A 24733-nucleotide genomic window follows, 5' to 3' on the forward strand; every position below is an offset into this window, starting at 1 on the left:
TATCTAGGGAAGTTTCGCACAAATTTTAGTATGGAATGGCAATAAAAAATGCCCACTCGCCATTAAGAGAGTGGGCATAAATACTTAAAATTTAAACCTCAAATAGCAGTTAACTCGCCTATTCAAGCCCCGCCTCGAAGGTTAAAAATATTTCGCTTACGGTTTTATCAGCAAGGGATTTATCTGAATTCGGGCGCTCAATCGCCGCATGTAAGAGATAACGTCCCGCTGAAGGTAAGGTCATTGAAATTTTACCTTCTTTATCTGAGGTGAATTCGATTTCTTCTGGCTTGTTACGATATAAGCTACTGTCTTTCATAATGGCGACTTTTACGCCTTCAACAGGATTACCATCGAAAACAAATTGCAATATAGCGGCTTCATTTTCAACGATATCTGCAGGATGGGTTACAGGCACTAGCTCTAAAAACTCGCCTTTAGGCTTTAACACTTCATCGGTTGGCTTATTACGTGTTACGTAGGTTTCAACCCGCGACACATTTAAAGCACTTTCAAGATCATAGGCCCCTTTAGGCATAGCCGCTGCCGTTGATTTTTTATCTAAGCGACTACGGACAACGCCCTCCTTTCCCTTGACTTTATATTGAGAAAAATAACGCGGAGATACTTCTTTTTCAAACTTATAGGTACCATCTTGTGTTAACTGCACATCGAACACCGATTTACGCCCTCCAGTGTAACTTGAGCTTGGAGACGTTGATTTTCCGTTGGGCTGTAATACCCTTACATCGCTGGCAGTATAAGGTTTATCCATCATAAAAACTTGATTACTGGCCGACACATCAGAAGTGATCCACACGGCCTCTTGGCTTTCGGCGGAAACATTAAAATGGCTAGGTAGAATCCATCTGTCATGGCTGCTTGCCAAAGGGCTAATGCAGAGCGAGGTGAATAATGCAATCAGACGTAATTTCATATTTTTTCCTTAAGTTAAACAATCAACTATAGCGAGCTTAGCGAGTCATTCCGCTTAAGCGGATATCGATAATGCCAGTTTCAGTTGTTGCAGGGATCTGTACCGAAAAGTCCCCTGCGCTCAAATCAATATTTTGACGCACTAAATCACGCCCCCCATGCTCACGCACCACTTCTATAAAGAGTGTGTAAGTGCCAAGTTCTATGGATTTACCAGCGTCATCTTTTAGATCCCAATCAATTTTGTATCGGCCTGCTGGACGGGTAGCTGACGCGATACCATCCACAAAACTCATATCTTCACGCCCCGCTTTACGCCACCAGCGACGGATATCTTTTAGCCATTTATACCCTTCATTCCATACCCATAGACTTAAGGTTTTAACAGGTTGCCCTTGGGCATTTTCAACCCATACAGCAACATAAGGCCTATGGTATTGCCCTTCGGTAATTTCAGGTAAAGTCAAATCAACTGTCATTTTCGGCGCAGCAAATGCCGCTGAGCTCATTAACATTGCACTGGCTGCAATGGTGCAAATAAGATAACGCATACTCGCCTACACTCCTTATGGAACAAAATAAACATACACAAGTCCGCAGCTCCCGCTGACTAACACCATGTATAGCAATGATTTTTTAAGACGTTTTGTTTGTGGAAGCAAAAGGTAAGCCCCCGTCAGCGAAAATAAGATAATGAGCACTGCACTCAGATCGAGTATCCAAGCCCAAACGGTCCCGGTGTTTCGCCCCTTATGCAAATCATTGAGTACCGCCACAACACCATAATCAATACTTTCGACATAGGCTTTTGCATCAAGTAAATCCAGTGTCACACTGCGATAGGTTCCAGGCCCTTTATTGACGAGGCTAATTTCATCGTCACTGATATCAGCGCTCGCGATATCCATCGCCCATTCACTTTTTAGCCAATGCCCAGCGGCTAAACGCCACTGTGGATCTTGCGCATCGACAGGGAGTAAATAACTAGGAATTGCAACTTGCTCACGCAAAGGCTCCTGATCTGCTCCTGAAAACCAATTTGGATGGTTTAATGTTATTCCTGTTACTGCGAAAAACAGCATCAGCAATAATAACGCCATAGAAACATAAACATGGATAATACGGGCATAGGATAACGATGACTTACTGACTTTTAATTTCAATGACACATTCTCTAAAAGAGACCATATTGAATTGAACCTCAAAACTTCAATATCAGCCTTTATTACGCAACAGGATTTACGATTGCATTAAACAAAATTAATGGCCCGAAGATTAAATGATATTTATTATCAAACAGTACCAAGTTTACAAACTTTACATATTGAGTACTGAAAAACCACTTTTTCACAGTTGGTTGATTTAATTGTTAAGAATAGCCCCCCTCAAACTCACTCCCATGCAACGTCTGTAAAAACAGCCATCTTAAGAGGCCATTAAATCAACATTATCACCATTTCAGAATGTTAAAATTTACCTTTATCACCTCTCGTTTACCCCGTCAGAATCGGCTACAATTCCGCCGCCGGTGACTTGCTGGTACTTCCAAAGGAAAATTTATCTTGAGTACATCTCTGCTCAAAAAACTGCGTTGCCTACACATTGTTTTGCTCGCAATGATGCTTAATGCCTGTGTCGCCCCCCTCTTATTAATGTCACCTCAAGGTCAATTGATGTGGGCATTACTTAAACCCCTTGTCGGTTTAAACCCTAATGATGTCGGACTGTTTGAACAGCCATTGATTAAAGATCGTATGAAGTCACTCTTAGGTGATAAGTATGAAACAACCGTGTCACTGTTAAAAACAGCCGATAAAATACAGCAAGAAGGGCCGTTATTTTACCTTGTATCCACTTACACCCCTGTACCAGAAATGGCCGAGAAAGCCGGATTTGTATGGAACTCGGATACTAACCAAATGGCAGTGATGCTGCTAACCGGTGGCTCACCCAAAATTATCTCTGAGCAGTTTACGGATCAGGCTGAGAAACTCGTTCCTAGTTGGCCAAAAGAACTCGCCGACTATACCGATCCGCAAAAACTGCAGCAAAAAGTGATTGAAGCAGGCACAAATCAAGTACAACAGCAACTAGATGTAAGCCCTGCTGAACTTAATGCAACCAAAGCATTAGCAACTGGGGATGTTAAGGCAGTTCAAGACGCAGTCATTACAACTCCAGTAACAGAAGCCGCAACCACGATAACCGCTCCAATTGTTCCAGCAGAAATAACGCAACCTGTTATACCTGAAGTAAAAAAACAGTAAATATAACAACCAGAGTGGCCAATTCATGGGCCACTCTGGTGTAATACCAATCGTATTAAATATCTGTTCATTCAGCGGGAGTTCAACGCGCTTTAGACAAGGCGAAGGCTTGAAGGCATAGTGGTGCTCTGTCAAAAGCCTTAAACGCAGTATAAAGCGCGTTGAAACCCGCCCTTCGGGAGCCACACAGGCATCCCACTCCCGTGTTGCATTAACTTAAAAGGGAATGACCATTTCTGCGTCAATGCGCCTTGGATTGAGATGCTTGTGAGGCTCTGAACTGATTAGATATTTAATGTGATTGGTATAAACACTGTTTATGAATTCTTTAACTTCCACTCAATAAAGTTAATCTACTGAATTTAAAAAAGTATTATACAGAGTAAAGATAAAGATCATTGCAGAAGAGAAAGTGGGAATAATAACGGATATTGAAACTCAGAAAGCAAAAAGCCCGTCATAGGACGGGCTTTTTATTATGGCTGGGGTACTAGGATTCGAACCTAGGGATGCCGAGATCAAAACCCGGTGCCTTACCACTTGGCGATACCCCAATAAACTTTTTACTTTTATCTTCTCTCGAAGATGACATTTTGATGGTACGGGAAGAGAGACTTGAACTCTCACACCTCGCGGCACCAGAACCTAAATCTGGCGTGTCTACCAATTTCACCATTCCCGCATCAAAAATGTACCAGAAATGCTCATAAAAACAGCTCTGGATTTTCCCCAGATAAATCAAAAGATTTAACATGGATTAAATATGGTAGCAATGGCGGGACTTGAACCTGCGACCCCAGCATTATGAGTGCTGTGCTCTAACCAGCTGAGCTACATTGCCAATGGCTGGGGTACTAGGATTCGAACCTAGGGATGCCGAGATCAAAACCCGGTGCCTTACCGCTTGGCGATACCCCAAACAACTTAAGAAACTAAAAAATGGCTGGGGTACTAGGATTCGAACCTAGGGATGCCGAGATCAAAACCCGGTGCCTTACCGCTTGGCGATACCCCAACTAAACTCTGTTTCAAACATCCGCTATCGCCGATGTCTTTTAAATAATGGTACGGGAAGAGAGACTTGAACTCTCACACCTTTCGGCACCAGAACCTAAATCTGGCGTGTCTACCAATTTCACCATTCCCGCACTGTCTCAATTTTACATCTTGAAAGGATGCTAGCAACTACCTAGTAGCAATAACCTCATCTTTAAAAGATGGTAGCAATGGCGGGACTTGAACCTGCGACCCCAGCATTATGAGTGCTGTGCTCTAACCAGCTGAGCTACATTGCCACTTCGGTATTGCACGCCCCTCGTAGCGAGGAACGGGGCGTATTATGCTTATTCGATCTATCTAGGTCAACAGCTTTTTTTCGCTATTTCCCTTAGCTTAAGCTATTCGGCTATTACTTCACCAAACTGAGCAACAGATACGCTAAATTGCGCCCTATTGCCCTTATCTAGTCTAATTTACGAATGCTTAGCCATTGAATAATCGTGCTTATACGTTAAACAAGAAATGCATAACATCGCCATCTTTCACGATATAAGTTTTACCTTCAACGCGTAGTTTGCCCGCTTCTTTGGCACCAGCTTCCCCTTTATAGGTAATGAAGTCTTCAAACGCCATCACCTGCGCACGAATAAAGCCACGTTCAAAGTCAGTATGAATAACGCCCGCAGCTTGTGGAGCACTCGCTCCTACAGGAATAGTCCAAGCGCGAACCTCTTTTACGCCAGCAGTAAAGTACGTTTGCAGATTAAGTAACTGGTATCCCGCACGAATAACGCGATCTAAACCTGGCTCTTCTAACCCAAGATCGGCCATAAACTCATCGCGCTCCTCGATTTCCATCTCAGCCAGTTCAGATTCAATCGCCGCACACACGGCAACAACAATGGCGTTTTCTGTCGCCGCAATGGCGCGAACTGCATCTAAATGCGGGTTATTTTCAAAACCATCTTCCGCCACGTTGGCAATGTACATTGTCGGTTTTAAGGTTAAGAAGTTAAGGTAAGCAACGGCTTCCAATTCTTCTTTTGATAAATCCATTGAACGCAACATTTTGGCTTCATCGAGCACTGGACGCATTTTTTCTAATACTTCCACTTCAAACTTAGCGTCTTTATCGCCACCTTTAGCCCGTTTTTGCTGACGCAGAACGGCACGCTCTAAACTGTCTAAGTCAGCCAAGGCTAATTCAGTGTTAATCACTTCAATATCGCCCGCAGGATCAACCTTATTGGCCACGTGAACAATGTTGTCATCATCAAAACAGCGCACAACATGACCGATTGCATCGGTTTCACGGATGTTAGCTAAGAACTTGTTACCTAAACCTTCGCCTTTAGATGCGCCAGCAACTAAGCCTGCGATATCCACAAACTCCATCGTTGTTGGCAATACACGTTGGGGATTGACAATTGCAGCTAACGCATCCAAACGTGGATCTGGCACAGGTACCACACCCGTGTTAGGTTCAATAGTACAAAACGGGAAGTTAGCCGCTTCGATGCCAGCCTTAGTTAACGCATTAAAAAGCGTTGATTTGCCTACGTTAGGAAGACCAACAATGCCGCATTTAAAACCCATATGCTTACCTTTCTCTCAATTATTAGCTAGCAAGTCACACTCACCAGCGAGTTTTAGTTGTGCTACCCAATGGCAACACATGACTGAATCATAAAACTGTTATAGTGACATTCGGCATTTTGCCAAATATCACTCTACTCCGCTTTGAAGGAGTGTAATCTGGTCATGGCTTTAACCATGTTTTCTTTATATAAAATTTCAGTGGAACGTACAGCCTCATCAATAGCGGCCTCAATAAGCTCTTGCTCTTTCGCAGGTGCTTTACCGAGTACGTAACCACTGACTTGGTTTTTATCGCCGGGGTGACCAATACCTATGCGTAAACGATAAAAATTTTTATCGTTAGCCAATTTAGCAATAATATCCTTTAAACCATTGTGGCCACCATGGCCACCACCCAACTTAAATTTAGCGACGCCAGGCGGCATATCAAGCTCATCGTGGGCGACTAAAATTTCTTCAGGCGTGATACGAAAAAAATTAGCCAAAGCACCTACGGCTTTACCACTTAAGTTCATATACGTCGTTGGGATCAACAAGCGAACATCCTTACCCTGTAGTACCGCTCTGGCGGTTAAGCCAAAATATTTGCTGTCAGGGACTAATGTTACGCCGCAAATTCGAGCTAACTCTTGAACATACCAAGCGCCCGCATTATGGCGGGTCTGAGCATATTCGGCCCCCGGATTAGCAAGGCCCACTATTAATTTTATTTCGCTCATGACACTCAAAATCGTTATTTGGTCGATGGCAACCAGCATAAAATATCATCAGTGCTGGCCATAGCTGCTAAAAACGCGGCATTTTAGCACTCAAAGCCAAAGTCAACAAATGCCGTGTACTTCTGTTGGGGAAAAGCCAAATAACTAAAGCCCCATAGCGTATTTAAGTACGATTTTTTTGATGGGTGAATTGATGTTAGCCAGCTTTAACGCGCCATTACGTAACAGTTTAAGCGGCAAAATATCGTTACTAAATCCTGCGTAAAACATGTCCATAGTCGTCATCATTAATTGGTTATCGCGGTAACGCTGACGTTCATATTGAGCAAGAACCGTCTGGTTCCACCAAGATTGATCTTGAGCTAACGCCTCTTTTATTACCGCTAAAAGTGCTTCAACATCTTTAAAACCAAGATTAACACCTTGGCCCGCTAGCGGATTAATGGTATGGGCGGCATCCCCTAGAATCACCACATTATTAGCATAATAGCGCTGAGCATGGCGACGAGTGAGGCCAAAACTGCCTTTATTCTCAACGGTGAAATCAGCGTCCAAACGCGCAGGGAAATGCACTCTTATCTGCTCTGCGAGCTGTTTGTGATTAAGCTGCATTAACTGTTTAATTCGATTGGCATCGTCGTACCACACCAGCGAAGCGTTATTCCCTGGCAGAGGTAATAAAGAACGTGGCCCTTTAGGCGTAAACTGCTGCCAAGTCACATCCTGCTGCCCCTGCGCAGTCTTGATATTGATCAGCATGGCCGATTGAGCATAATCCCAACCTGAAATACCAATTCCCGCCCACTGGCGGACCTGTGAGTTTGCACCATCAGCCCCAACCAATAACTTAGCCACAAGTTTAACACTTGATTGTAAGCACACACTCACGCCATCAGCTTCTCGAGCAAACGCAGTCACTTTATCGGGACAAAATAACGTGATGCTATTCAATTGGGCCATTTGTTGCCACAGGGCAAGTTGGATTAAACGGTTTTCTACTATATGGCCTAAATGGCTGGCGCCAATTTGTGAACTGTGGAATTGGGTGATGCAGCCATCGAGCTCCCAAGTTTCTAAGCCTAAATAAGGCGCGTTACGCATTTTAAGCAACGTGTCCATAGCACCTAAGCGTTCAAGTAATGCTTCAGAAGCCACACTAATAGCAGATACACGAACATCTAACGGCTGTTCGGCATGATAAGCCTCTGGCACCAAAGACTCTATGACCGCGACTTTCAGCCCCATTTGTGCCAGTCCAATTGCGGTAGCGGCACCGACCATCCCCCCACCCACTAAAATGACATCAAATAGGATCACATCGCCACAGTGTGTATCGGACACGACCTGTGTAACTGCATGTTTAGTCTCGCTCATCTTAGTGACCACGGTTTATTCCCTTCTTTATATTTGTGTCCAATACGGCTAGAAAATGTTGGACAGAGTATCAAAGCATATCGATTATGCCTTATATCAAGATATCACGGAAATGTTCAGCATCTTTCGCACCTAAATTCAAGATAACATGAGCATTCAAGTGTGCAACTGCTTGATGATAATGGTTAATGCACAACCTATCCGCGGCATTAGTCACTATTGGTAACAACGCCAGTAAAAACCTACCATTAATGTGGGTACCCAAAACAATAAAAGCGAACAGGTAAAAGTGCGGACAAAGCTGGTCAGCAGCTATAACTGCAGGTAAAATGTCGCGCTATTTTTACTGGGCATCTTAGGGCGATACAACTGATGAGTAAGAAACTCCATATTAAAACTTGGGGCTGTCAAATGAATGAGTATGACTCATCCAAGATGGCTGATCTGTTAGGCGAATATCAAGGTTACACCTTGACTGAAGATGCGTCTGAAGCCGACATTCTCCTGCTCAACACTTGTTCTATCCGCGAAAAAGCGCAGGAAAAAGTGTTTCATCAGCTAGGACGCTGGAAGACACTTAAAGATAAAAATCCCAATTTGATCATTGGTGTGGGTGGTTGCGTTGCCTCGCAAGAAGGTAAAGCCATTAAAGACAGAGCACAATGCGTCGACATTATCTTTGGTCCACAAACCTTGCACCGTTTGCCCGATATGATCGAGCAAGTACGCCGCGGTGACAAAGCCGTTATCGATATCAGCTTCCCTGAAATCGAAAAATTTGACCGTCTTCCAGAGCCACGCGCCGAAGGCCCAACGGCGTTTGTGTCTATCATGGAAGGTTGCAGCAAATACTGCTCGTTCTGTGTCGTACCTTATACTCGCGGCGAAGAAGTCAGTCGTCCACTGGATGATATCATTCTTGAAATCGCCCAATTAGCAGAGCAAGGAGTGCGTGAAGTCAATCTACTCGGCCAAAACGTGAATGCCTATCGCGGTGCGACTCACGATGGTTCAATTTGTAGCTTTGCGGAATTACTGCGTTTTGTTGCAGCAATTGACGGTATCGACCGCATTCGTTTTACAACCAGTCATCCTATTGAGTTTACACAGGATATTATCGACGTTTACGAAGATACCCCTGAGCTTGTGAGCTTCTTGCACTTACCAGTACAATCGGGGTCTGACCGTATTCTCACGGCAATGAAGCGTGGCCATATGGCGATTGAATATAAGTCTATCATCCGCCGCCTACGTAAAGCCCGTGAAGGTATTCAAATCAGCTCAGATTTTATCATTGGCTTCCCTGGCGAAACCAAGGAAGATTTTGCCGATACTATGAAGCTGATTGAAGAAATCGGTTTTGACCACAGCTTTAGTTTTATCTATAGCGCACGTCCGGGTACGCCAGCGGCAGACTTACCCGATAATGTCGATATGGAAGAGAAAAAACAGCGTCTGGCCATTCTGCAAGACCGTATCACCCAGCAAGCAATGCGTTATAGCCGTCATATGATGGGCACGGTACAACGTATTCTGGTAGAAGGTCCATCGGTAAAAAACCCAATGGAACTACGCGGCCGTACTGAAAACAATCGGGTAGTGAACTTTGAAGGTTTGCCTAAACACATAGGTACCTTTGTGGATGTCGAAATCGTCGACGTTTACACTAATTCATTACGCGGTAAGTTTATCCGTGGTGAAGATGAAATGGACCTGCGCCGTAGCCTACGCCCATCAGATATCCTTGCAAAACATAAGCAAGATGATGATTTAGGTGTTACTCAATTTAAGCCATAAGCTTTAAATTGGATGAAACAGTACATATACCCAAACAACCTGAAGATACAGGATTCAGGTAGCTTGGGTATAATAAAGAAGGGCGACTTAGTCGCCCTTTTGCTTTTACACACTTTTGTTTAAGTCTACCGAGGCAATTGCTATTTTCCGTTAGCAATTATCAGCTATGGCTCGTAAACTGAAATTGTATTGCAATGGTTAACCAACCTCGTACCTTACTTTCTTATTTGCTATTGGGAGTGCTATTTGTCCAGTAAATTAACCACAATGAATCTGTATCTCGAACCTGCAGAAACACGCCGTTTGGCATCACTTTGCGGCCCATTCGATGACAATATCAAACAGATAGAACGTCGCGTAGGCGTAGAGATCGTTAGAAAAAACAACCACTTTCAAATCACTGGATTACCACGAAATTGTCTAAGTGCTAATAACTTACTTAAGCAACTTTATATCGAAACCCAGACTGTAAAAGGTAGTACGCCAGATCTCGAGCCAGAGCAAGTCCACATTGCCATTCAAGAGGCCATTTCCCTTGAACAGGATGACAGCGGTGACGATAAAGCCCTGCAGATTAAAACCCGCCGCGGTGTGATTAAACCGCGCAATCCAAACCAAAGCGCTTATGTGGCAAATATTGTGCGCCATGACATTACCTTTGGGATTGGGCCTGCAGGTACAGGCAAAACCTACCTTGCGGTTGCAGCCGCAGTCGATGCATTGGAGCGCCAAGAAGTGCGCCGTATTTTACTCACTCGCCCTGCGGTTGAAGCGGGTGAAAAACTCGGCTTCTTACCCGGTGACTTAAGTCAAAAGGTCGATCCTTATTTACGCCCACTATACGATGCGTTGTTTGAAATGCTCGGCTTTGAAAAAGTAGAACGCTTAATCGAGAAAAATGTGATTGAAGTGGCGCCACTTGCCTATATGCGCGGTCGTACCTTAAACGATGCCTTTATCATTCTCGACGAAAGCCAAAATACCACCATAGAACAAATGAAAATGTTCTTAACCCGCATCGGTTTTAACTCTCGTGCGGTGATCACGGGCGACATCACTCAAACTGACTTACCTAAACATATTAAGTCGGGACTGCGCCACGCAATTGAAGTGTTAAGCCAAGTCGAAGAAATCAGCTTTAACTTTTTTGTCTCCCAAGACGTTGTGCGTCACCCTGTGGTAGCACGGATTGTTGAAGCCTACGAGGCCTTCGATCAAAAAGAGCAAGCCTTAAAAGCAAAGAAAGAAAGCCACTACCAACAACTGCAGCAGGAAGCATTAAAACATGAGTCTTGAGCTAGCATTAGATGTCCAATATGCAACAACAAGTGATTGGCTGCCCACAGAAGAGCAGCTTATGCTTTGGGCAAAAACAGCCATTGGCAACGGTATGGATAGGGCTGAATTAACAATTCGCATTGTCGATAGCCGTGAAAGCCAAATGCTAAACAGTACTTACCGCGGCAAAGATAAACCGACCAACGTACTGTCATTCCCCTTTGAAGCACCAGCAGAAATTGAACTTCCTTTACTTGGGGATCTTGTCATTTGCGCCGCAGTCGTTGAAAATGAAGCCCGTGAGCAAAATAAAACCCTAGAAGCCCACTGGGCACACATGGTTGTACATGGTTGCTTGCATCTGCTAGGGTATGATCACATTGAAGATGAAGAAGCTGAAGAGATGGAGTCGTTGGAGACTCAACTCATTGAAAGCTTAGGTTTTACCAATCCATACAAGGAACAATAATTAACTAAGATAAGATCTGTCGAGGTTAATGAGAAAACTATGAGTGACGATATCCCCCCGAGTACGAACGCCCATAAGAAAGGCTGGTTTGATAGAGTAAGTCAGTTATTCCAGGGCGAACCTCAAAATCGTGAAGATCTAGTGGATGTGATTGATGGTGCGGAGCAGCGCGATTTGATCACCCAAGATACCCGCGAAATGATCAAAGGTGTATTAGAAGTTTCTGATATGCGTGTTCGGGATATTATGATCCCAAGAGCGCAAATTGTTGCAATACAAATCGATAACACTGTAGAAGAATTGCTCTCAACCGTTATCGGTTCAGGCCACTCGCGCTTCCCTGTCGTCAATGAAGATAAAGATCATATCGAAGGTATCTTACTTGCTAAAGATTTGATCCCATACGGTTTCTCAAACAGTGATGAGCCGTTTTCCCTCAGCCGCGTGATCCGTCCCGCTGTGGTTGTACCAGAAAGCAAGCGCGTCGATGTGTTGCTTAAAGAATTCCGTTCACAACGCTACCATATGGCGATTGTTGTCGATGAGTACGGCGGCGTATCTGGACTTGTAACCATCGAAGATATTCTGGAAGAAATCGTCGGTGAGATTGAAGATGAGTTCGACCACGATAGCGCCGAAGAAACCGAGATCCGCAAAGTCGGCAATACGGTTTATATGGTAAAGGCTTTAACGCCAATTGAAGATTTTAACGAAGAGTTCAATACTGATTTCAGCGATGAAGAATTTGATACTGTCGGTGGCTTAGTCTCCCATGCCTTCGGCCATCTGCCAGAGCGTAACGAAAGTATCATAATTGAAGGCATTGAATTTAAAGTTATCAATGCTGACACTAGGCGTTTAATCCAACTCAGAGTTAAACTCCCCGATCCTAATATTGGCGAAGACGTAGAATAACTCTCTGCGTAAAAATAACTCTCCGTGTAAGAAGAATGATCCGTGCTAACTAACATTCGGGCTTTTGCCCAACAAAAGTCCCGACTGAGTGCGTTACGACTCGTACTGGCGTTTATTTTAGGCGCCAGTACGGCGCTTTCCTTTGCGCCTTACTCCTTCTGGATCATCTATCCTATCGCCATGGCGTTAGCCCTTTGGCAGAGTGAATCCTTAAGCCCTAAAGCGAACTTTTACTATTGGTTAAGCTTTGGATTTGGCTGTTTTGCTGTCGGGATCAGTTGGGTGCATGTGAGCATTGATACCTTTGGTGGTATGCCGCTTATCGCCTCCATCGGCTTGATGGCCTTATTAGCCTTGTATTTATCCTTATATCCCGCAATAACGGGATGCGCGCTCTCGTGGCTGAGTCAGGGTAAAATCAACCCATTTTGGCGTAATCTTGCTCTGTTCCCTGCCCTTTGGACCTTGACTGAATGGGCTAGAGGTTGGGTGATGACAGGATTCCCTTGGCTTTGGGCGGGTTACTCTCAAACCCAAGGCCCATTAAAACCCCTTGCGAGTATTATTGGTGCTTTAGGACTCAGTTTTCTTATCGCTATGTTGTCAGGTGCTTTAGCCCTTTGTTTTGCTAAACGCTTTAAAAGCTTATTACTTTTAATCCCCATTATTGCATTGGCGGCTTGGACCGCCCCCAAACTTTCCGAAATTCATCCTACGGGTGAAACAGTTAAAGTCGCATTAGTACAAGGCAATATTCCCCAAAGTATGAAATGGGAACCCGAAGCGCTGTGGCCGACGCTATTAAAATACATGGATTTATCCCGCGAACATTTTGATGCAGACATTATTGTTTGGCCCGAAGCGGCGATTCCAGCACCTGAATCCATGGTGCAAGACTTTTTAGATAATGCCAATAAAGTCGCTAACCTAAATGACACCTCGATCATCACAGGCATTATTAGCCATCAACATAATGAGTTTTATAATTCATTAATCGTGCTTGGTAATCATAGTCAGAAACAACAAACCGCTCCTGACTATGAGGGCGATGGCAGCAATCAATTTAAGAAACATCACCTACTACCAATTGGCGAGTTTGTGCCCTTTGAAACACTACTGCGCCCGATTGCCCCTTTCTTTAATTTGCCCATGTCTTCCTTTGTAAGAGGCGAATATCAACAACCTAATTTGAGTGCCCTAGGACATAAAGTTGCACCCGCTATTTGCTATGAAATCGCCTTCCCTGAGCAGTTACGCGATAGCGTCAATCAAGAGACCGATTTACTCTTAACTGTCTCTAACGATGCTTGGTTTGGTACTTCAAATGGTCCATTACAACATATGGAAATAGCCCAAATGCGTGCCATTGAATTAGGCCGACCTTTGGTGCGCGCCACCAATAATGGCGTCACCGCCGTCGTTGATGAAAATGGCAATATCACCGCTGCGCTGCCTCAATTTGAAACGGGCGTGTTGCGTGCCACTATTCCACTGGTCGCAGGCCAAACCTGGTTTGCTAAAATGGGTCAAAATCCCCTGCTGATACTCTGTGGCTTACTCGTGCTTTTTGGCCTTCAACGATGCTTCAAAGCACGATAGGATTTAGACTATGTACCTTAATGTCAATAATAAAAAAACGGCAGGCTTTACCCTGATTGAACTGGTTATAGTCATTATTGTCCTTGGTATTTTGACGGTAATCGCCGCACCGAAATTTATTGGCTTAAGCAAAGAAGCTCGGGAGAAAACCTTGCTCTAACTTCAGGCCAGTGTCAAAACGGCAAACACGTTAGTCTATTCTAAAACCCAAATGTCCAGCCTTAAGAGCCAAGCAGTAGTGAATCGTGACGATATTATTGATATCGATTTAGATGGTGATGGTACGGCAGAGACGCGTCTTAAATGGGGTTATCTTGATAATACCGATGTAGAAAAATGGATTACATCAGATGATAAGCTCATTATTCAGTATCAAGGGATTGATATCACTTATATAGGTTACGATCTTAACAACAATACCTTAGTGAATGATGATCAATGTTATTTCCGTTATACTCAGGCAACGGATGCCAATACCCCACCTCTGTATGATCTCAATCTACAAGGCTGTTAAACTGCTTATAATCTGCCTAAAAATAAATTAGGACACGCCCTCGTTTCGCGCTAGAGTGCAGCATCATTCGCGGCCGAGTTCTATTGCCTCGTATCATTTTACTAAGGCAAATCTATGGCTCCCTTAAGGATCCGCTACCAAACCCATGAGTTTGGTGTCCTCGATATTCATATTCGTACCCTAAGAGATAATCAGGAATTTGAAGATATTAATGGCGAGGCAGAAAAGCTCGGTATCTCATCTGCAACTTGGCCATTATTTGGCATAGTCTGGCCATCTGAGCAAGTTCTCTCGCATCATATGTTGGAGTACCCAATTGAGGGTAAACGCATTTTAGAAGTAGGTTGCGGTATAGGGCTCGCCAGTCTAGTACTGAATCATAGGCTCGCCGATATCACGGCAACTGACTATCACCCAGAAACAGGCAGCTTTCTTGCACAGAATGTAACCTTGAATAAGGGGCGTACTATTCCCTTTGTACGAACGGGTTGGGCAGATGAAACATCAAAATTAGGGTTATTTGATTTAATTATCGGCAGTGATCTGCTGTATGAGCAGGAACATGCAGACTTGCTTTCGCAATTTATTGAGCAACACGCCAAACCTATTTGCGATGTGATTTTGGTCGACCCTGGTCGCGGCAATCATGCAAAATTCAGTAAACGTATGGTGACCTTAGGTTACGAACACTCACAACATAAACCCATTCACACTGAATTTTTATTAGCGCCCTTTGGCGGTCAAATCCTCAGCTACTCTCGTACCAACAGTTGATATTGCCTAATGAATGCAAATATGGGTAATTTAGGTCTAGTCAGCCCCTTCCAAAAAAAAACGACGCTGAGACGTCGTTTTAACTGCATAACATCATCACCTTGGTTAAGGTGTTAGCGGCTCGCGGGTAAATTCTTCATTATCACATTCAGGACAATCTGGAATTTCGCTGGGAAATTCGATGCTCATTTCATGGCCACAATTGGTGCAGACCATAATACCTTGATTAACAATATCACCGCTCTGGTAATAACCGTGGTGTTTAAAATCCTGTGTTAACTCATGCCATTCCACTTGGCTACGATCAGTAATCTCACTTAACCAATGCCAGAGTGTATTTTCCAGCACGATTAAACTGGGGCTATGGCTGAGACTATCGGCATTTTGTTCTCGAAGAAAGCTGGCAATATCACGCTTTAAAAATTGTTCCACCAAAGCAAGCTCATCTTCTTTGGCCTGTTCTTTTAGACGCAAAAACTCCTTACCTTGTGTGACAGATTTAAATAAATTCTTTGCAGTCAGCGTGTTATCTTCTGCAAATTGCGATTTCACCTCGGTAATTAAGGCTTGGTACAGTCCTAGTAGTTCGCCACTTCTCTCATTCATAACCAATACTCCTTCATAGGAACCTTTTTAATGCATCACTTCTAGTTTATTCTATGCAGATCTTATTCGCGCCGATATGGCGTTAGATCAAATAAATAGGCGGCACTGCCGGAAATAGAGTGATGCAAGAGCAATATAATCCCTCAGAAATTGAAGCCTTAGTGCAAAAGCACTGGCATGACAACAAAACCTTCGAAGTCACTGAAGACGCAAACAAAGAAAAGTTTTATTGCCTTTCGATGTTTCCCTATCCTTCTGGCCGACTCCACATGGGACACGTTCGCAACTATACCATAGGTGACGTCGTTGCGCGCTTCCAGCGTCTTCAAGGTAAAAATGTGCTGCAACCAATTGGTTGGGACTCCTTTGGTTTGCCTGCAGAAAATGCCGCGATTAATAATAAAACAGCACCTGCGCCATGGACCTATGAAAACATAGAGTACATGAAAAACCAGCTAAAACTGCTAGGTTTTGGTTACGATTGGAGCCGTGAAATCGCCACTTGTACCCCAGAATATTATCGCTGGGAACAATGGTTCTTCACTAAGTTGTACGAGAAGGGCCTAGTCTATAAAAAGACCGCTTCCGTCAACTGGTGTCCAAACGATGAAACCGTGCTGGCGAACGAGCAAGTACAAGACGGTTGCTGCTGGCGCTGTGATACCCCTGTGGAACAAAAAGAAATTCCACAGTGGTTTATTAAGATCACCGCCTATGCAGAAGAATTATTAAACGATATCGATACCTTAGATGGCTGGCCTGAACAGGTCAAAACCATGCAACGTAACTGGATTGGTCGCAGTGAAGGCGTAGAAATGACCTTCGGCGTGGCAGGTCACGATAAAACCTTCGATATCTACACCACGCGTCCAGATACCTTAATGGGCGTGACCTATGTGGCGATTGCCGCAGGTCATCCATTGGCAGAAATCGCCGCGCAAACGAATCCTGAGCTTGCCGCCTTTATCGATGAGTGCAAAAACAGCACAACATCTGAAGCCGAACTCGCGACTATGGAAAAACGCGGTGTCGCTACAGGACTTTTCGCCATTCATCCCATCACTGGCAAGCAAGTGCCGATTTGGGCCGCTAACTTTGTGCTGATGAACTATGGCACAGGTGCCGTAATGTCAGTTCCTGGGCACGACCAACGTGACTTTGAATTTGCAAAAAAATACGGCCTAGCGATTGAAGCTGTGATCAAGCCTGTTGATGGCGAAGTCGATATCAGTGAAGCCGCTTACACCGAAAAAGGCATTCTGTTTAACTCTGGCGAGTTCGACGGTTTAGACTTTGACGCCGCCTTTAATGCCATCGCTAACAAGTTAGTGGCAGAAGGTAAAGGCAAGCGCCAAGTCAACTATCGTCTACGCGATTGGGGTGTTTCACGTCAGCGTTACTGGGGCGCACCAATCCCTATGGTGACCTTAGCTGACGGCACTGTGATCCCAACACCTGAAGATCAACTGCCAGTATTGCTGCCAGAAGATGTGGTGATGGACGGGATTCAAAGCCCAATCAAAGCCGATAAAGAATGGGCCAAAACCCAAGTGAACGGTCAAGATGCACTGCGCGAAACCGATACCTTCGATACCTTTATGGAATCCTCTTGGTATTATGCCCGTTACTGCAGCCCGCAGGCAGACGAAATGTTAGATCCCGCTAAAGCCAACTACTGGCTACCCGTAGATCAATACATTGGTGGTATCGAACACGCTTGTATGCATTTGTTATATTTCCGCTTCTTCCACAAGTTGCTGCGTGATGCGGGTCTGGTTAACTCTAACGAGCCAGCCAAACAATTGCTGACTCAGGGCATGGTGTTGGCTGATGCTTTCTACTACATCAACGAAAAAGGCGCCCGTGTGTGGGTTTCTCCTTTAGATGTAGCGACCACCGAAAAAGACGACAAGGGCCGTATCACTAAGGCTATAGACAAAGACGGCAACGAACTGGTTTACACTGGTATGTGCAAGATGTCTAAGTCGAAAAACAACGGTATCGACCCGCAGGTGATGGTTGAAAAATATGGCGCAGACACTGTGCGTCTATTTATGATGTTCGCCTCACCGCCAGAATTAACCCTGGAATGGCAAGAGTCTGGCGTTGAAGGCGCACACCGCTTCATTAAACGTCTGTGGAAGCTTGCAAGCGAGTATATCGCCCAAGATAACAGTGAAGCCTTAGATGTCAGCAAGTTAACAAGCGAGCAAAAAGCGCTGCGCCGTGAAGTCCACAAAACCATTGCCAAAGTGACCGACGATATCGGCCGCCGTCAAATGTTCAACACTGCGGTTGCCGCCGTAATGGAACTGATGAACCACCTGCAAAAAGCGCCACAAACCACAGGCCAAGACAGAGCCATTATCGGTGAAGCCTTATCTGCGGTCGTGCGTTTACTGTACCCCATTATTCCACATGTGAGCTTTACCTTGTGGAATGACTTAGGTAATACAGGCAGCATCGAAGACAGCCAATGGCCGGTTGTTGATGAATCTGCCTTGGTAGAAGACAGTAAACTGATTGTGGTACAAGTGAACGGTAAAGTTCGCGCTAAAATCACTGTTGCCGCCGATGCAGATAAAGACTCAGTTGAAGCCTTGGGTATGAATGATGAGCATGTGATCAAATACCTAGATGGCCTGACAGTACGTAAAGTGATCTATGTACCAGGTAAACTGCTCAGCATAGTGGCAAATTAAATAGGAAACCGCGAAAACTTATGCTAATTAAACGGTTAGCTTTCGCAATTATCGCACTGGTCATTATGACCAGTGCTGGTTGCGGTTTTAAGCTCCAACGAAGTTATCAGATCCCAAACGTGCTCAATCAATTAAGTTTGACTAGCCCGGATGAATACAGTGAACTCACCCGCTTAGTGCGTGAGCGTTTGCGCCTGAACAACGTTAAAGTAGTTGATGCTGCTAATGATATTCCCGTGTTAAGGTTGATAACAGACTCGTTAGAGCGCTCGACACTATCGCTTTATTCCACTGGGAATGTGGCTGAATACGAGTTAATTTACTTTGTAGAGTTTGCCGTAGCCTTACCCGGTAAAGAGGCGCAACCCTTTAGGGTTGAAATTCGACGTGATTACTTGGACGACCCCCGCACCGCATTGGCTAAGAGTCGTGAAATGGAACTGCTAGTCAAAGAAATGCGCATTCAAGCTGCCGATCGTATTTTACAATCGATGGCAAGTATTGAGGTAAATTAATGCGGAATGACAATTAAATGCGGGTTTATCATTAATGCTGGACTACGACTAAATGAGAGTTTATCCAGATCAACTCTCTCGCCACCTCAATCAACTATTGCCCTGTTACCTGATTTTTGGCGATGATCCTTGGTTAATTGAAACAACTAAGGATCAAATACGCCAATTGGCTAAACGCCAAGGTTTCGATGAAAAAGTCCAACTTATCCAAGAAACGGGCTTTAATTGGAATGATCTCACACAGGAATGGCAGGCTATGAGTCTGTTTTCCAGTAAACGCCAGATAGAACTTACACTTCCCCAAGCTAAACCCGGCGCAGAAGGCTCGAGTACATTACAATCCCTATTACAGACGCCCAATCCTGATATGTTACTGATTATCGAGGGGCCAAAACTGTCTAGCGAACAAACTAACAGCAAATGGTTTAAGACTCTCGATGCCCAGGGTATGTATATTCCCTGCGCAACGCCCGAGGGGGATCAGTTTATGCGCTGGCTCGACTCACGCCTTCAGCACTTTAAGCTGCAACTGCAAAATGATGCCCGCGCTATGCTGTATTCACTGTATGAAGGCAACTTACTCGCAGCCGATCAAGCCATGCAACTATTGCAACTGTTAAGCCCGACCAAACCCGTTAGTGCAGATGAACTCAGCCACTATTTTGAAGATCAGTCCCGTTTTACCGTGTTTCAACTCAGTGACGCGCTACTGCTCAATAAACAACAAAGTGCACAGCATATGTTAGCCCAACTTAATGGTGAGGGTACTGCTCTACCTATCTTGCTATGGACCTTATTCAAAGAGCTAAACCTGCTACTCAATCTCAAAAATGAGCAAGCGCAAGGCATAGCGTTGAATACTCTTTGGGGAAAACATCGTATTTGGGATAAGCGTAAACCCTTGTATCAAGCGGCTTTGCAACGACTAACACTAGAGCAAATTGAGTATATGCTTGTATTTGCATCCAAGATTGAGCTTAATTTAAAACAACAGGGTAAAGAAGATTGGACGGGGCTTAGTCATCTTTGTCTGTTATTTGACCCTAAAGCCCATCAACATTTGGCCCATATAACCTTAGATTAAGTAAAGAATATGCGTATTGGTATTTTAGGCGGCACCTTCGACCCCATACATTACGGCCATATTCGCCCTGCAATAGAGGTGAAAGAGGCGCTAGGCTTAGATAAAGTCCTGCTAATGCCCAACCATATCCCGCCCCATAAACATCAGCCCAATTTATCCACAGCGCAACGCCTCAAAATGGTGGCCGATGTCTGTGCAGAGTTAGCGGGATTCGAGCTGTGTGATATCGAGGCCAATCGAGATACCCCTTCTTATACAGTCGTCACCCTCGAACAACTGAGCACACAATATCCAAATGCTGAATTGTTTTTTATTATGGGGATGGACTCATTTATCCACCTACAAAGCTGGCATAAATGGCAACAAATATTTGGATTTGCCAATCTTGTGCTATGCCAGCGTCCAGGCTGGCACTTATCAAACGAACACCCTATGCAGCAAGTACTCATGGAGAGAAGTGCAGCAATAGATACACTCAAAAATCCCCCCCAAAAACATCACCCCATCCATGGCCGTATTTTCACCGTTGATATTACACCTCAAGATATCTCATCCACCCAAATACGTTCAGCGTTAGCCATAGGAAAAATCCCGACGGATGCACTTATGCCTGTCACCTTGAATTACATTCAAAAACAACAACTTTATTTGTCTTAACCTAATTATCTCCCTAGATATCGCAAACAGGGCAGCCGATCCAATGTATTCCGTGGTCTAACACTGATATACTACCGCGCTATTTAAAATTAATGAGGTAAGTCAGCGTGCAGAGCGCGGAATTAAAACAATTTGTTGTCGACAAGATCGATGACTTGAAAGCCAGAGATATCGTTGTGATTGATGTTAGCAAGCAATCTAACATTACCGATTACATGGTCATATGTTCAGGTACATCAAAGACTCACGTTAAAGCTATCGCAGAAAACCTAGTCGTTGAAGCAAAAGCAGCAGGCATTCCACCTATTGGTGTTGAAGGCCGTGACAGCAGTGAATGGGTACTTGTAGACATGGGTGATGTGATCCTGCACGTTATGCAAGATCAAACCCGCGACTTCTACCAGCTCGAAAAGCTCTGGTCAGAAAAGCAAGCCTGATGAAGTTGCAACTCATCGCCGTTGGAACACGGATGCCCGATTGGGTTACCCGTGGTTTCGAAGAATACCAGCGCCGCTTTCCCCGTGATATGGCGCTGGAGCTTATCGAAATACCCGCCGGAAAGCGGGGAAAAAATGCCGATATCGTTCGTATCCTGCAAAAGGAAGGTGAGCAAATGTTGGCTGCGATTCCCAAAGGCAATCATATTGTTAGCTTAGATCTACCCGGTAAAAACTGGACAACCCCAGAACTTGCAACTGCGCTGAGTAAATGGCAACTCGATGGCCGAGATGTCAGTTTGCTTGTTGGTGGACCAGAAGGTTTAGCGCCAGCATGTAAAGACGCTGCCCATCAAAGTTGGTGCCTCTCGGCATTAACCCTACCCCATCCGCTTGTGCGGATTGTGGTTGCAGAAAGTTTATACCGCGCGTGGAGTGTAAACACGAATCACCCTTACCACAGAGAATAGTGGGATCTTAATGTTAACGAGTGCCAACTACCCGTTATGGGATCAGCCGGAGAAAGCATAAGTGTCGCCAAAAAAGCGGATAACAATGCATGATCACGCCGCCGAGGCGTCACTCTTTAAGCGCCGTGCGCTATTCACTTTTTGCTGTGTAGTCGCCCTATTAAGCGTATTGGTGACCAACCTTTATCATCTACAGGTTGAATCCTATAAGGATTATGAAACCCGCTCTAACGATAACCGTATTCGTGTTGTCCCTATCGCCCCCAGCCGTGGTTTAATTTACGATAGAAACGGTATACTCCTAGCTGAAAACCAACCCTTTTATTCCCTCGATCTTATCCCCGAAAAAATCTCAAAAATGCAAGAGACCTTAGATGAGCTAGGCAAGCTCATTGAGATCAGCGAGGAAGAACGAGAAAACTTTACCGAAGCGCTGAAATTTCATCGCCGCTTTAAACCGCTCACACTTAAAAACCAGCTTACTGAAGAACAAGTGGCGATTTTTAGTGTTAACCAGCACAGATTTCCCGGTATTTCTGTCGAAGCAGGGCTAAAACGTAATTATCCTTACAATAGCCAATTAACCCATGTGCTCGGTTATGTGGGAAAAATTAATACCCGTGATCGCGCCCAGTTAGAACGTAGTGATCTATGGAAAAACTATGCTGCAACCAAAGATATTGGTAAGCAAGGGATTGAAAAGTTTTATGAATCATTACTACATGGAATTCCGGGCCATCTCGAAGAAGAAGTGAACAACCGTGGCCGCACAATCCGCACCTTAAAAATTGTGCCGCCAGAGCCTGGGCAAGATATATATCTAACAATCGATTTAAAACTGCAGCAAAAGGCAGTGGAGTTACTTCAAGGACATAAGGGTTCTATTGTCGCGATAGATCCAAGAGATGGCGGCATTTTAGCATTAGTATCAAGCCCAAGTTATGATCCAAACCAATTTGTTCAAGGTATTAACAGCAAAGATTACAATGATTTACTCAATGATAAATCTCGACCTTTGATCAACAGGGCAACCCAAGGACAGTATGCCCCCGCATCAACGATTAAGCCGATGGTTGCCCTACTCGGCTTGGATGAAAAAGTCGTTACTGAACATACTCGCATTTGGGATCCTGGATTTTGGCAAATCCCAGGTGTAGAACGTAAATATCGCGATTGGAAGCGTTGGGGTCATGGATGGGTTAACGTCTATAGTGCGATTATAGAATCCTGTGATACCTACTTTTATGAGTTAGCTTATAAAGTTGGCGTCGATGCCATTGCGCGTTTTATGGAACCTTTTGGCTTTGGTCAAAATACCGGAATAGATATTTTTGAGGAATCCGCAGGTAATATGCCCTCTAAGGATTGGAAACGCTTAAAATACAATCAAGCCTGGTATATAGGTGACACCATTTCAGTTGGGATCGGCCAAGGTTATTGGACAGCAACCCCATTACAACTGGCCAATGCTACTGCCATTTTAGCCAATAAGGGGCGTCGTTTTCAGCCGCATTTACTTAAATCTATCAAGGATAATACGGCAAAAATTGACACTCCAGTTAATGAGTTACCGCCAATAGAACTTAAGAATGCTCGTAACTGGAATATTATCAATGAAGCGATGCGCCAGACGGCTCATAAATCTCGTTTCACCGATGCAAACTATTCAGCTGCAATGAAAACAGGAACGGCTCAGGTAATTGGCGTAGCTGAAAATACAAAATACGATGCGGATAAAATTGCAGAACACTTTCGTGATAATGCATTAGTGATTGCTTACGCCCCCTTTGAAGATCCTAAAATCGTACTCGCAGTCGTCATGGAAAACGCGGGTTGGGGTGGTGCGAATGCAGGTCCAGTTGCTCGTGCCATGCTGGATGAATACATGCTTAGAGACACTTGGAAACCAACGCCATGAGTGCCCATACACAACATCAGAATATCTGGCAACGTCTGCATATCGATCTTCCCCTATTACTTGGTTTGTTTGCCGTAATGGGGTTTGGACTGTTTGTTATCTATTCAGCAAGTGGTGAAGATCTCGGCATGATGGAACGCCAGTTATTTCGAATAGTGCTATCACTGGTCATTATGTTTATTATGGCACAAATCAATCCTGAAGCGCTGAAACGCTGGGCGCTGCCTATTTATTTAGCAGGGATTGTTTTGCTGCTCGGCGTACATTTTTTCGGCGAAATTAATAAAGGCGCACAACGCTGGTTGAATTTAGGTTTTATGGAGTTCCAACCTTCTGAACTGATTAAACTCGCCTTTCCTATTACTATGGCTTGGTATATTAGTAAGTTTCAACTTCCCCCTAAAAAGCGCTATTTGGCGGGAGCTGGAGTCATTTTACTTGTACCTACGCTACTTATCGCAAAACAACCCGATCTTGGAACATCCATTTTGGTTGCCGCTTCAGGCATATTCGTATTGTTTTTATCGGGCATGAGCTGGGCTATTGTAGGTACCTTTGTCGCCGCTATTTTGGCCTTTTTACCTATCCTTTGGTATTTTTTGATGCACGACTATCAACGAACTCGTGTACTGACCTTACTCGATCCTGAGCAAGATCCGCTTGGTGCGGGTTACCATATTATTCAGTCAAAAATTGCCATTGGTTCAGGAGGCCTCTGGGGCAAAGGCTGGCTTGATGGCACCCAATCTCAGCTTGAATTTATCCCCGAACGTCATACCGACTTTATTTTTGCCGTCATAGGTGAAGAGTTTGGTTTAGTGGGCAGCATTATCCTTCTCATCATGTATCTCTACATTATTGGTCGCGGATTAGTCATCGCATCCCGCGCACAAACCAGTTTTGCAAGATTGCTCGCGGGTAGTATCACATTGACTTTCTTTGTTTATGTTTTTGTGAATATTGGTATGGTTTCAGGTATTCTGCCTGTAGTAGGTGTGCCGCTTCCCTTGATAAGTTATGGTGGCACCTCAATGCTGACATTGATGACAGGGTTTGGCATTCTAATGAGCATTCATACCCACAGACGTTTTGTCGATAGATAAT

The 24733-nt window shown here is 44.4% G+C and carries 22 protein-coding genes, 7 tRNA genes and 1 pseudogene; 16 read left to right on the forward strand and 14 right to left on the reverse strand.

The features are described 5' to 3' along the window. Positions 1–118: 118 nt before the first annotated feature. The 3 genes from MZ182_RS15425 to MZ182_RS15435 are packed head-to-tail and all read right to left on the reverse strand — an operon-like array spanning position 119 to position 2099. The gene (locus tag MZ182_RS15425) at positions 119–937 is read right to left on the reverse strand and encodes a DUF4198 domain-containing protein (protein WP_248065709.1); all 819 of its coding nucleotides are present in this window, start codon (positions 935–937) and stop codon (positions 119–121) included. A 37-nt stretch (positions 938–974) separates the two neighbouring features. Beyond that, positions 975–1487, reverse strand: coding sequence for a DUF2271 domain-containing protein (locus tag MZ182_RS15430; RefSeq protein WP_248065708.1), 513 nt, complete (start codon positions 1485–1487; stop codon positions 975–977). Positions 1488–1502: 15 nt separating this feature from the next. Next, entirely contained in the window at positions 1503–2099 is a 597-nt protein-coding gene (locus tag MZ182_RS15435; RefSeq protein ID WP_025008482.1) for a PepSY-associated TM helix domain-containing protein, read from the reverse strand. Positions 2100–2498: 399 nt separating this feature from the next. Between MZ182_RS15435 and MZ182_RS15440 the strand changes: the two genes are divergently transcribed. Continuing rightward, positions 2499–3203, forward strand: a complete 705-nt coding sequence (locus MZ182_RS15440) for a hypothetical protein (RefSeq protein WP_014611124.1) — start codon at positions 2499–2501, stop codon at positions 3201–3203. 479 nt (positions 3204–3682) lie between these two features. On the opposite strand, the gene MZ182_RS15445 is transcribed toward MZ182_RS15440, so the two are convergent. From MZ182_RS15445 to MZ182_RS15490, 10 genes are all read right to left on the reverse strand, one after another. Further along, positions 3683–3757, reverse strand: a tRNA-Gln gene (locus tag MZ182_RS15445). A gap of 43 nt (positions 3758–3800) precedes the next feature. Then, positions 3801–3885, reverse strand: a tRNA-Leu gene (locus MZ182_RS15450). Between the two features lie 82 nt (positions 3886–3967). Continuing rightward, a tRNA-Met gene (locus MZ182_RS15455) sits at positions 3968–4044 on the reverse strand. 2 nt (positions 4045–4046) lie between these two features. Then, positions 4047–4121: transfer RNA gene (locus MZ182_RS15460), tRNA-Gln, on the reverse strand. Between the two features lie 22 nt (positions 4122–4143). Continuing rightward, a tRNA-Gln gene (locus MZ182_RS15465) sits at positions 4144–4218 on the reverse strand. Positions 4219–4266: 48 nt separating this feature from the next. Continuing rightward, a tRNA-Leu gene (locus MZ182_RS15470) sits at positions 4267–4351 on the reverse strand. A gap of 70 nt (positions 4352–4421) precedes the next feature. Next, positions 4422–4498, reverse strand: a tRNA-Met gene (locus MZ182_RS15475). Between the two features lie 208 nt (positions 4499–4706). After that, positions 4707–5798 carry a redox-regulated ATPase YchF gene (gene ychF, locus MZ182_RS15480; RefSeq protein WP_011788427.1) on the reverse strand — a complete coding sequence of 364 codons (1092 nt, stop codon included), beginning with the start codon at positions 5796–5798 and terminating at the stop codon, positions 4707–4709. 134 nt (positions 5799–5932) lie between these two features. Further along, entirely contained in the window at positions 5933–6520 is a 588-nt protein-coding gene (pth, locus tag MZ182_RS15485; protein ID WP_011919752.1) for an aminoacyl-tRNA hydrolase, read from the reverse strand. Positions 6521–6664: 144 nt separating this feature from the next. Continuing rightward, complete coding sequence (locus tag MZ182_RS15490; protein WP_231137093.1) at positions 6665–7801, reverse strand: FAD-dependent monooxygenase; 1137 nt, start codon at positions 7799–7801, stop codon at positions 6665–6667. A 465-nt stretch (positions 7802–8266) separates the two neighbouring features. On the opposite strand from MZ182_RS15490, the gene miaB reads away from it, so the two are divergent. The 7 genes and pseudogenes from miaB (at position 8267) to MZ182_RS15530 (ending at position 15240) form a co-directional block, all read left to right on the forward strand. Beyond that, positions 8267–9691: a tRNA (N6-isopentenyl adenosine(37)-C2)-methylthiotransferase MiaB gene (miaB, locus tag MZ182_RS15495; protein WP_011919754.1), complete on the forward strand. Its 1425-nt coding sequence runs from the start codon at positions 8267–8269 to the stop codon at positions 9689–9691. Between the two features lie 246 nt (positions 9692–9937). Continuing rightward, complete coding sequence (locus tag MZ182_RS15500; protein ID WP_025008478.1) at positions 9938–10987, forward strand: PhoH family protein; 1050 nt, start codon at positions 9938–9940, stop codon at positions 10985–10987. Then, on the forward strand, positions 10977–11438 hold the full coding sequence (gene ybeY / locus MZ182_RS15505; RefSeq protein WP_011788422.1) for an rRNA maturation RNase YbeY: 462 nt from the start codon (positions 10977–10979) through the stop codon (positions 11436–11438). The genes MZ182_RS15500 and ybeY overlap by 11 nt, the downstream gene beginning before the upstream one ends. A gap of 39 nt (positions 11439–11477) precedes the next feature. Further along, positions 11478–12353, forward strand: a complete 876-nt coding sequence (gene corC / locus MZ182_RS15510; RefSeq protein ID WP_011788421.1) for a CNNM family magnesium/cobalt transport protein CorC — start codon at positions 11478–11480, stop codon at positions 12351–12353. Positions 12354–12395: 42 nt separating this feature from the next. Further along, positions 12396–13952, forward strand: a complete 1557-nt coding sequence (gene lnt, locus MZ182_RS15515) for an apolipoprotein N-acyltransferase (RefSeq protein WP_248069258.1) — start codon at positions 12396–12398, stop codon at positions 13950–13952. A 10-nt stretch (positions 13953–13962) separates the two neighbouring features. After that, positions 13963–14466: pseudogene (locus MZ182_RS21385) on the forward strand (type II secretion system protein). Between the two features lie 114 nt (positions 14467–14580). Continuing rightward, complete coding sequence (locus MZ182_RS15530; RefSeq protein WP_248069256.1) at positions 14581–15240, forward strand: class I SAM-dependent methyltransferase; 660 nt, start codon at positions 14581–14583, stop codon at positions 15238–15240. A 105-nt stretch (positions 15241–15345) separates the two neighbouring features. On the opposite strand, the gene MZ182_RS15535 is transcribed toward MZ182_RS15530, so the two are convergent. After that, positions 15346–15846 (reverse strand): zinc ribbon-containing protein, encoded by a 501-nt coding sequence (locus MZ182_RS15535; RefSeq protein WP_011788416.1) that lies wholly within the window; start codon positions 15844–15846, stop codon positions 15346–15348. 122 nt (positions 15847–15968) lie between these two features. Between MZ182_RS15535 and leuS the strand changes: the two genes are divergently transcribed. The 8 genes from leuS to rodA all read left to right on the forward strand — a co-directional run bounded on the left by leuS (position 15969) and on the right by rodA (position 24732). Then, on the forward strand, positions 15969–18548 hold the full coding sequence (gene leuS, locus MZ182_RS15540; protein ID WP_011788415.1) for a leucine--tRNA ligase: 2580 nt from the start codon (positions 15969–15971) through the stop codon (positions 18546–18548). A 20-nt stretch (positions 18549–18568) separates the two neighbouring features. Continuing rightward, positions 18569–19063, forward strand: coding sequence for an LPS assembly lipoprotein LptE (gene lptE / locus MZ182_RS15545; RefSeq protein WP_011788414.1), 495 nt, complete (start codon positions 18569–18571; stop codon positions 19061–19063). 52 nt (positions 19064–19115) lie between these two features. Then, positions 19116–20147 (forward strand): DNA polymerase III subunit delta, encoded by a 1032-nt coding sequence (holA, locus tag MZ182_RS15550; RefSeq protein WP_025008473.1) that lies wholly within the window; start codon positions 19116–19118, stop codon positions 20145–20147. Between the two features lie 9 nt (positions 20148–20156). Continuing rightward, positions 20157–20804 carry a nicotinate-nucleotide adenylyltransferase gene (gene nadD / locus MZ182_RS15555; protein WP_248069254.1) on the forward strand — a complete coding sequence of 216 codons (648 nt, stop codon included), beginning with the start codon at positions 20157–20159 and terminating at the stop codon, positions 20802–20804. Positions 20805–20911: 107 nt separating this feature from the next. After that, positions 20912–21241: a ribosome silencing factor gene (gene rsfS / locus MZ182_RS15560; RefSeq protein ID WP_011788411.1), complete on the forward strand. Its 330-nt coding sequence runs from the start codon at positions 20912–20914 to the stop codon at positions 21239–21241. Next, entirely contained in the window at positions 21241–21711 is a 471-nt protein-coding gene (gene rlmH / locus MZ182_RS15565; protein ID WP_011788410.1) for a 23S rRNA (pseudouridine(1915)-N(3))-methyltransferase RlmH, read from the forward strand. Before rsfS ends, rlmH begins: the two co-directional genes overlap by 1 nt. 61 nt (positions 21712–21772) lie before the next feature. Continuing rightward, a complete protein-coding gene (gene mrdA / locus MZ182_RS15570; protein WP_011788409.1) occupies positions 21773–23629 on the forward strand; it encodes a penicillin-binding protein 2 in 1857 nt (618 codons plus the stop codon). After that, complete coding sequence (gene rodA / locus MZ182_RS15575; protein WP_248069253.1) at positions 23626–24732, forward strand: rod shape-determining protein RodA; 1107 nt, start codon at positions 23626–23628, stop codon at positions 24730–24732. Before mrdA ends, rodA begins: the two co-directional genes overlap by 4 nt. Position 24733 lies beyond the last annotated feature (1 nt).

Source organism: Shewanella sp. JNE2 (assembly GCF_023159115.1).
GTDB lineage: Bacteria > Pseudomonadota > Gammaproteobacteria > Enterobacterales > Shewanellaceae > Shewanella > Shewanella putrefaciens.

What these genes read in the sequence shown, in the direction of transcription:
- MZ182_RS15425 (WP_248065709.1), bottom strand. Translation starts at nt 937, where the DNA reads ATGAAATTACGTCTGATTGCATTATTCACCTCGCTCTGCATTAGCCCT.
- MZ182_RS15430 (WP_248065708.1), bottom strand. Translation starts at nt 1,487, where the DNA reads ATGCGTTATCTTATTTGCACCATTGCAGCCAGTGCAATGTTAATGAGC.
- ychF (WP_011788427.1), bottom strand. Translation starts at nt 5,798, where the DNA reads ATGGGTTTTAAATGCGGCATTGTTGGTCTTCCTAACGTAGGCAAATCA.
- pth (WP_011919752.1), bottom strand. Translation starts at nt 6,520, where the DNA reads ATGAGCGAAATAAAATTAATAGTGGGCCTTGCTAATCCGGGGGCCGAA.
- MZ182_RS15490 (WP_231137093.1), bottom strand. Translation starts at nt 7,801, where the DNA reads ATGGTCGGTGCCGCTACCGCAATTGGACTGGCACAAATGGGGCTGAAA.
- miaB (WP_011919754.1), top strand. Translation starts at nt 8,267, where the DNA reads ATGAGTAAGAAACTCCATATTAAAACTTGGGGCTGTCAAATGAATGAG.
- ybeY (WP_011788422.1), top strand. Translation starts at nt 10,977, where the DNA reads ATGAGTCTTGAGCTAGCATTAGATGTCCAATATGCAACAACAAGTGAT.
- corC (WP_011788421.1), top strand. Translation starts at nt 11,478, where the DNA reads ATGAGTGACGATATCCCCCCGAGTACGAACGCCCATAAGAAAGGCTGG.
- MZ182_RS15530 (WP_248069256.1), top strand. Translation starts at nt 14,581, where the DNA reads ATGGCTCCCTTAAGGATCCGCTACCAAACCCATGAGTTTGGTGTCCTC.
- MZ182_RS15535 (WP_011788416.1), bottom strand. Translation starts at nt 15,846, where the DNA reads ATGAATGAGAGAAGTGGCGAACTACTAGGACTGTACCAAGCCTTAATT.
- leuS (WP_011788415.1), top strand. Translation starts at nt 15,969, where the DNA reads ATGCAAGAGCAATATAATCCCTCAGAAATTGAAGCCTTAGTGCAAAAG.
- lptE (WP_011788414.1), top strand. Translation starts at nt 18,569, where the DNA reads ATGCTAATTAAACGGTTAGCTTTCGCAATTATCGCACTGGTCATTATG.
- holA (WP_025008473.1), top strand. Translation starts at nt 19,116, where the DNA reads ATGAGAGTTTATCCAGATCAACTCTCTCGCCACCTCAATCAACTATTG.
- nadD (WP_248069254.1), top strand. Translation starts at nt 20,157, where the DNA reads ATGCGTATTGGTATTTTAGGCGGCACCTTCGACCCCATACATTACGGC.
- rlmH (WP_011788410.1), top strand. Translation starts at nt 21,241, where the DNA reads ATGAAGTTGCAACTCATCGCCGTTGGAACACGGATGCCCGATTGGGTT.
- rodA (WP_248069253.1), top strand. Translation starts at nt 23,626, where the DNA reads ATGAGTGCCCATACACAACATCAGAATATCTGGCAACGTCTGCATATC.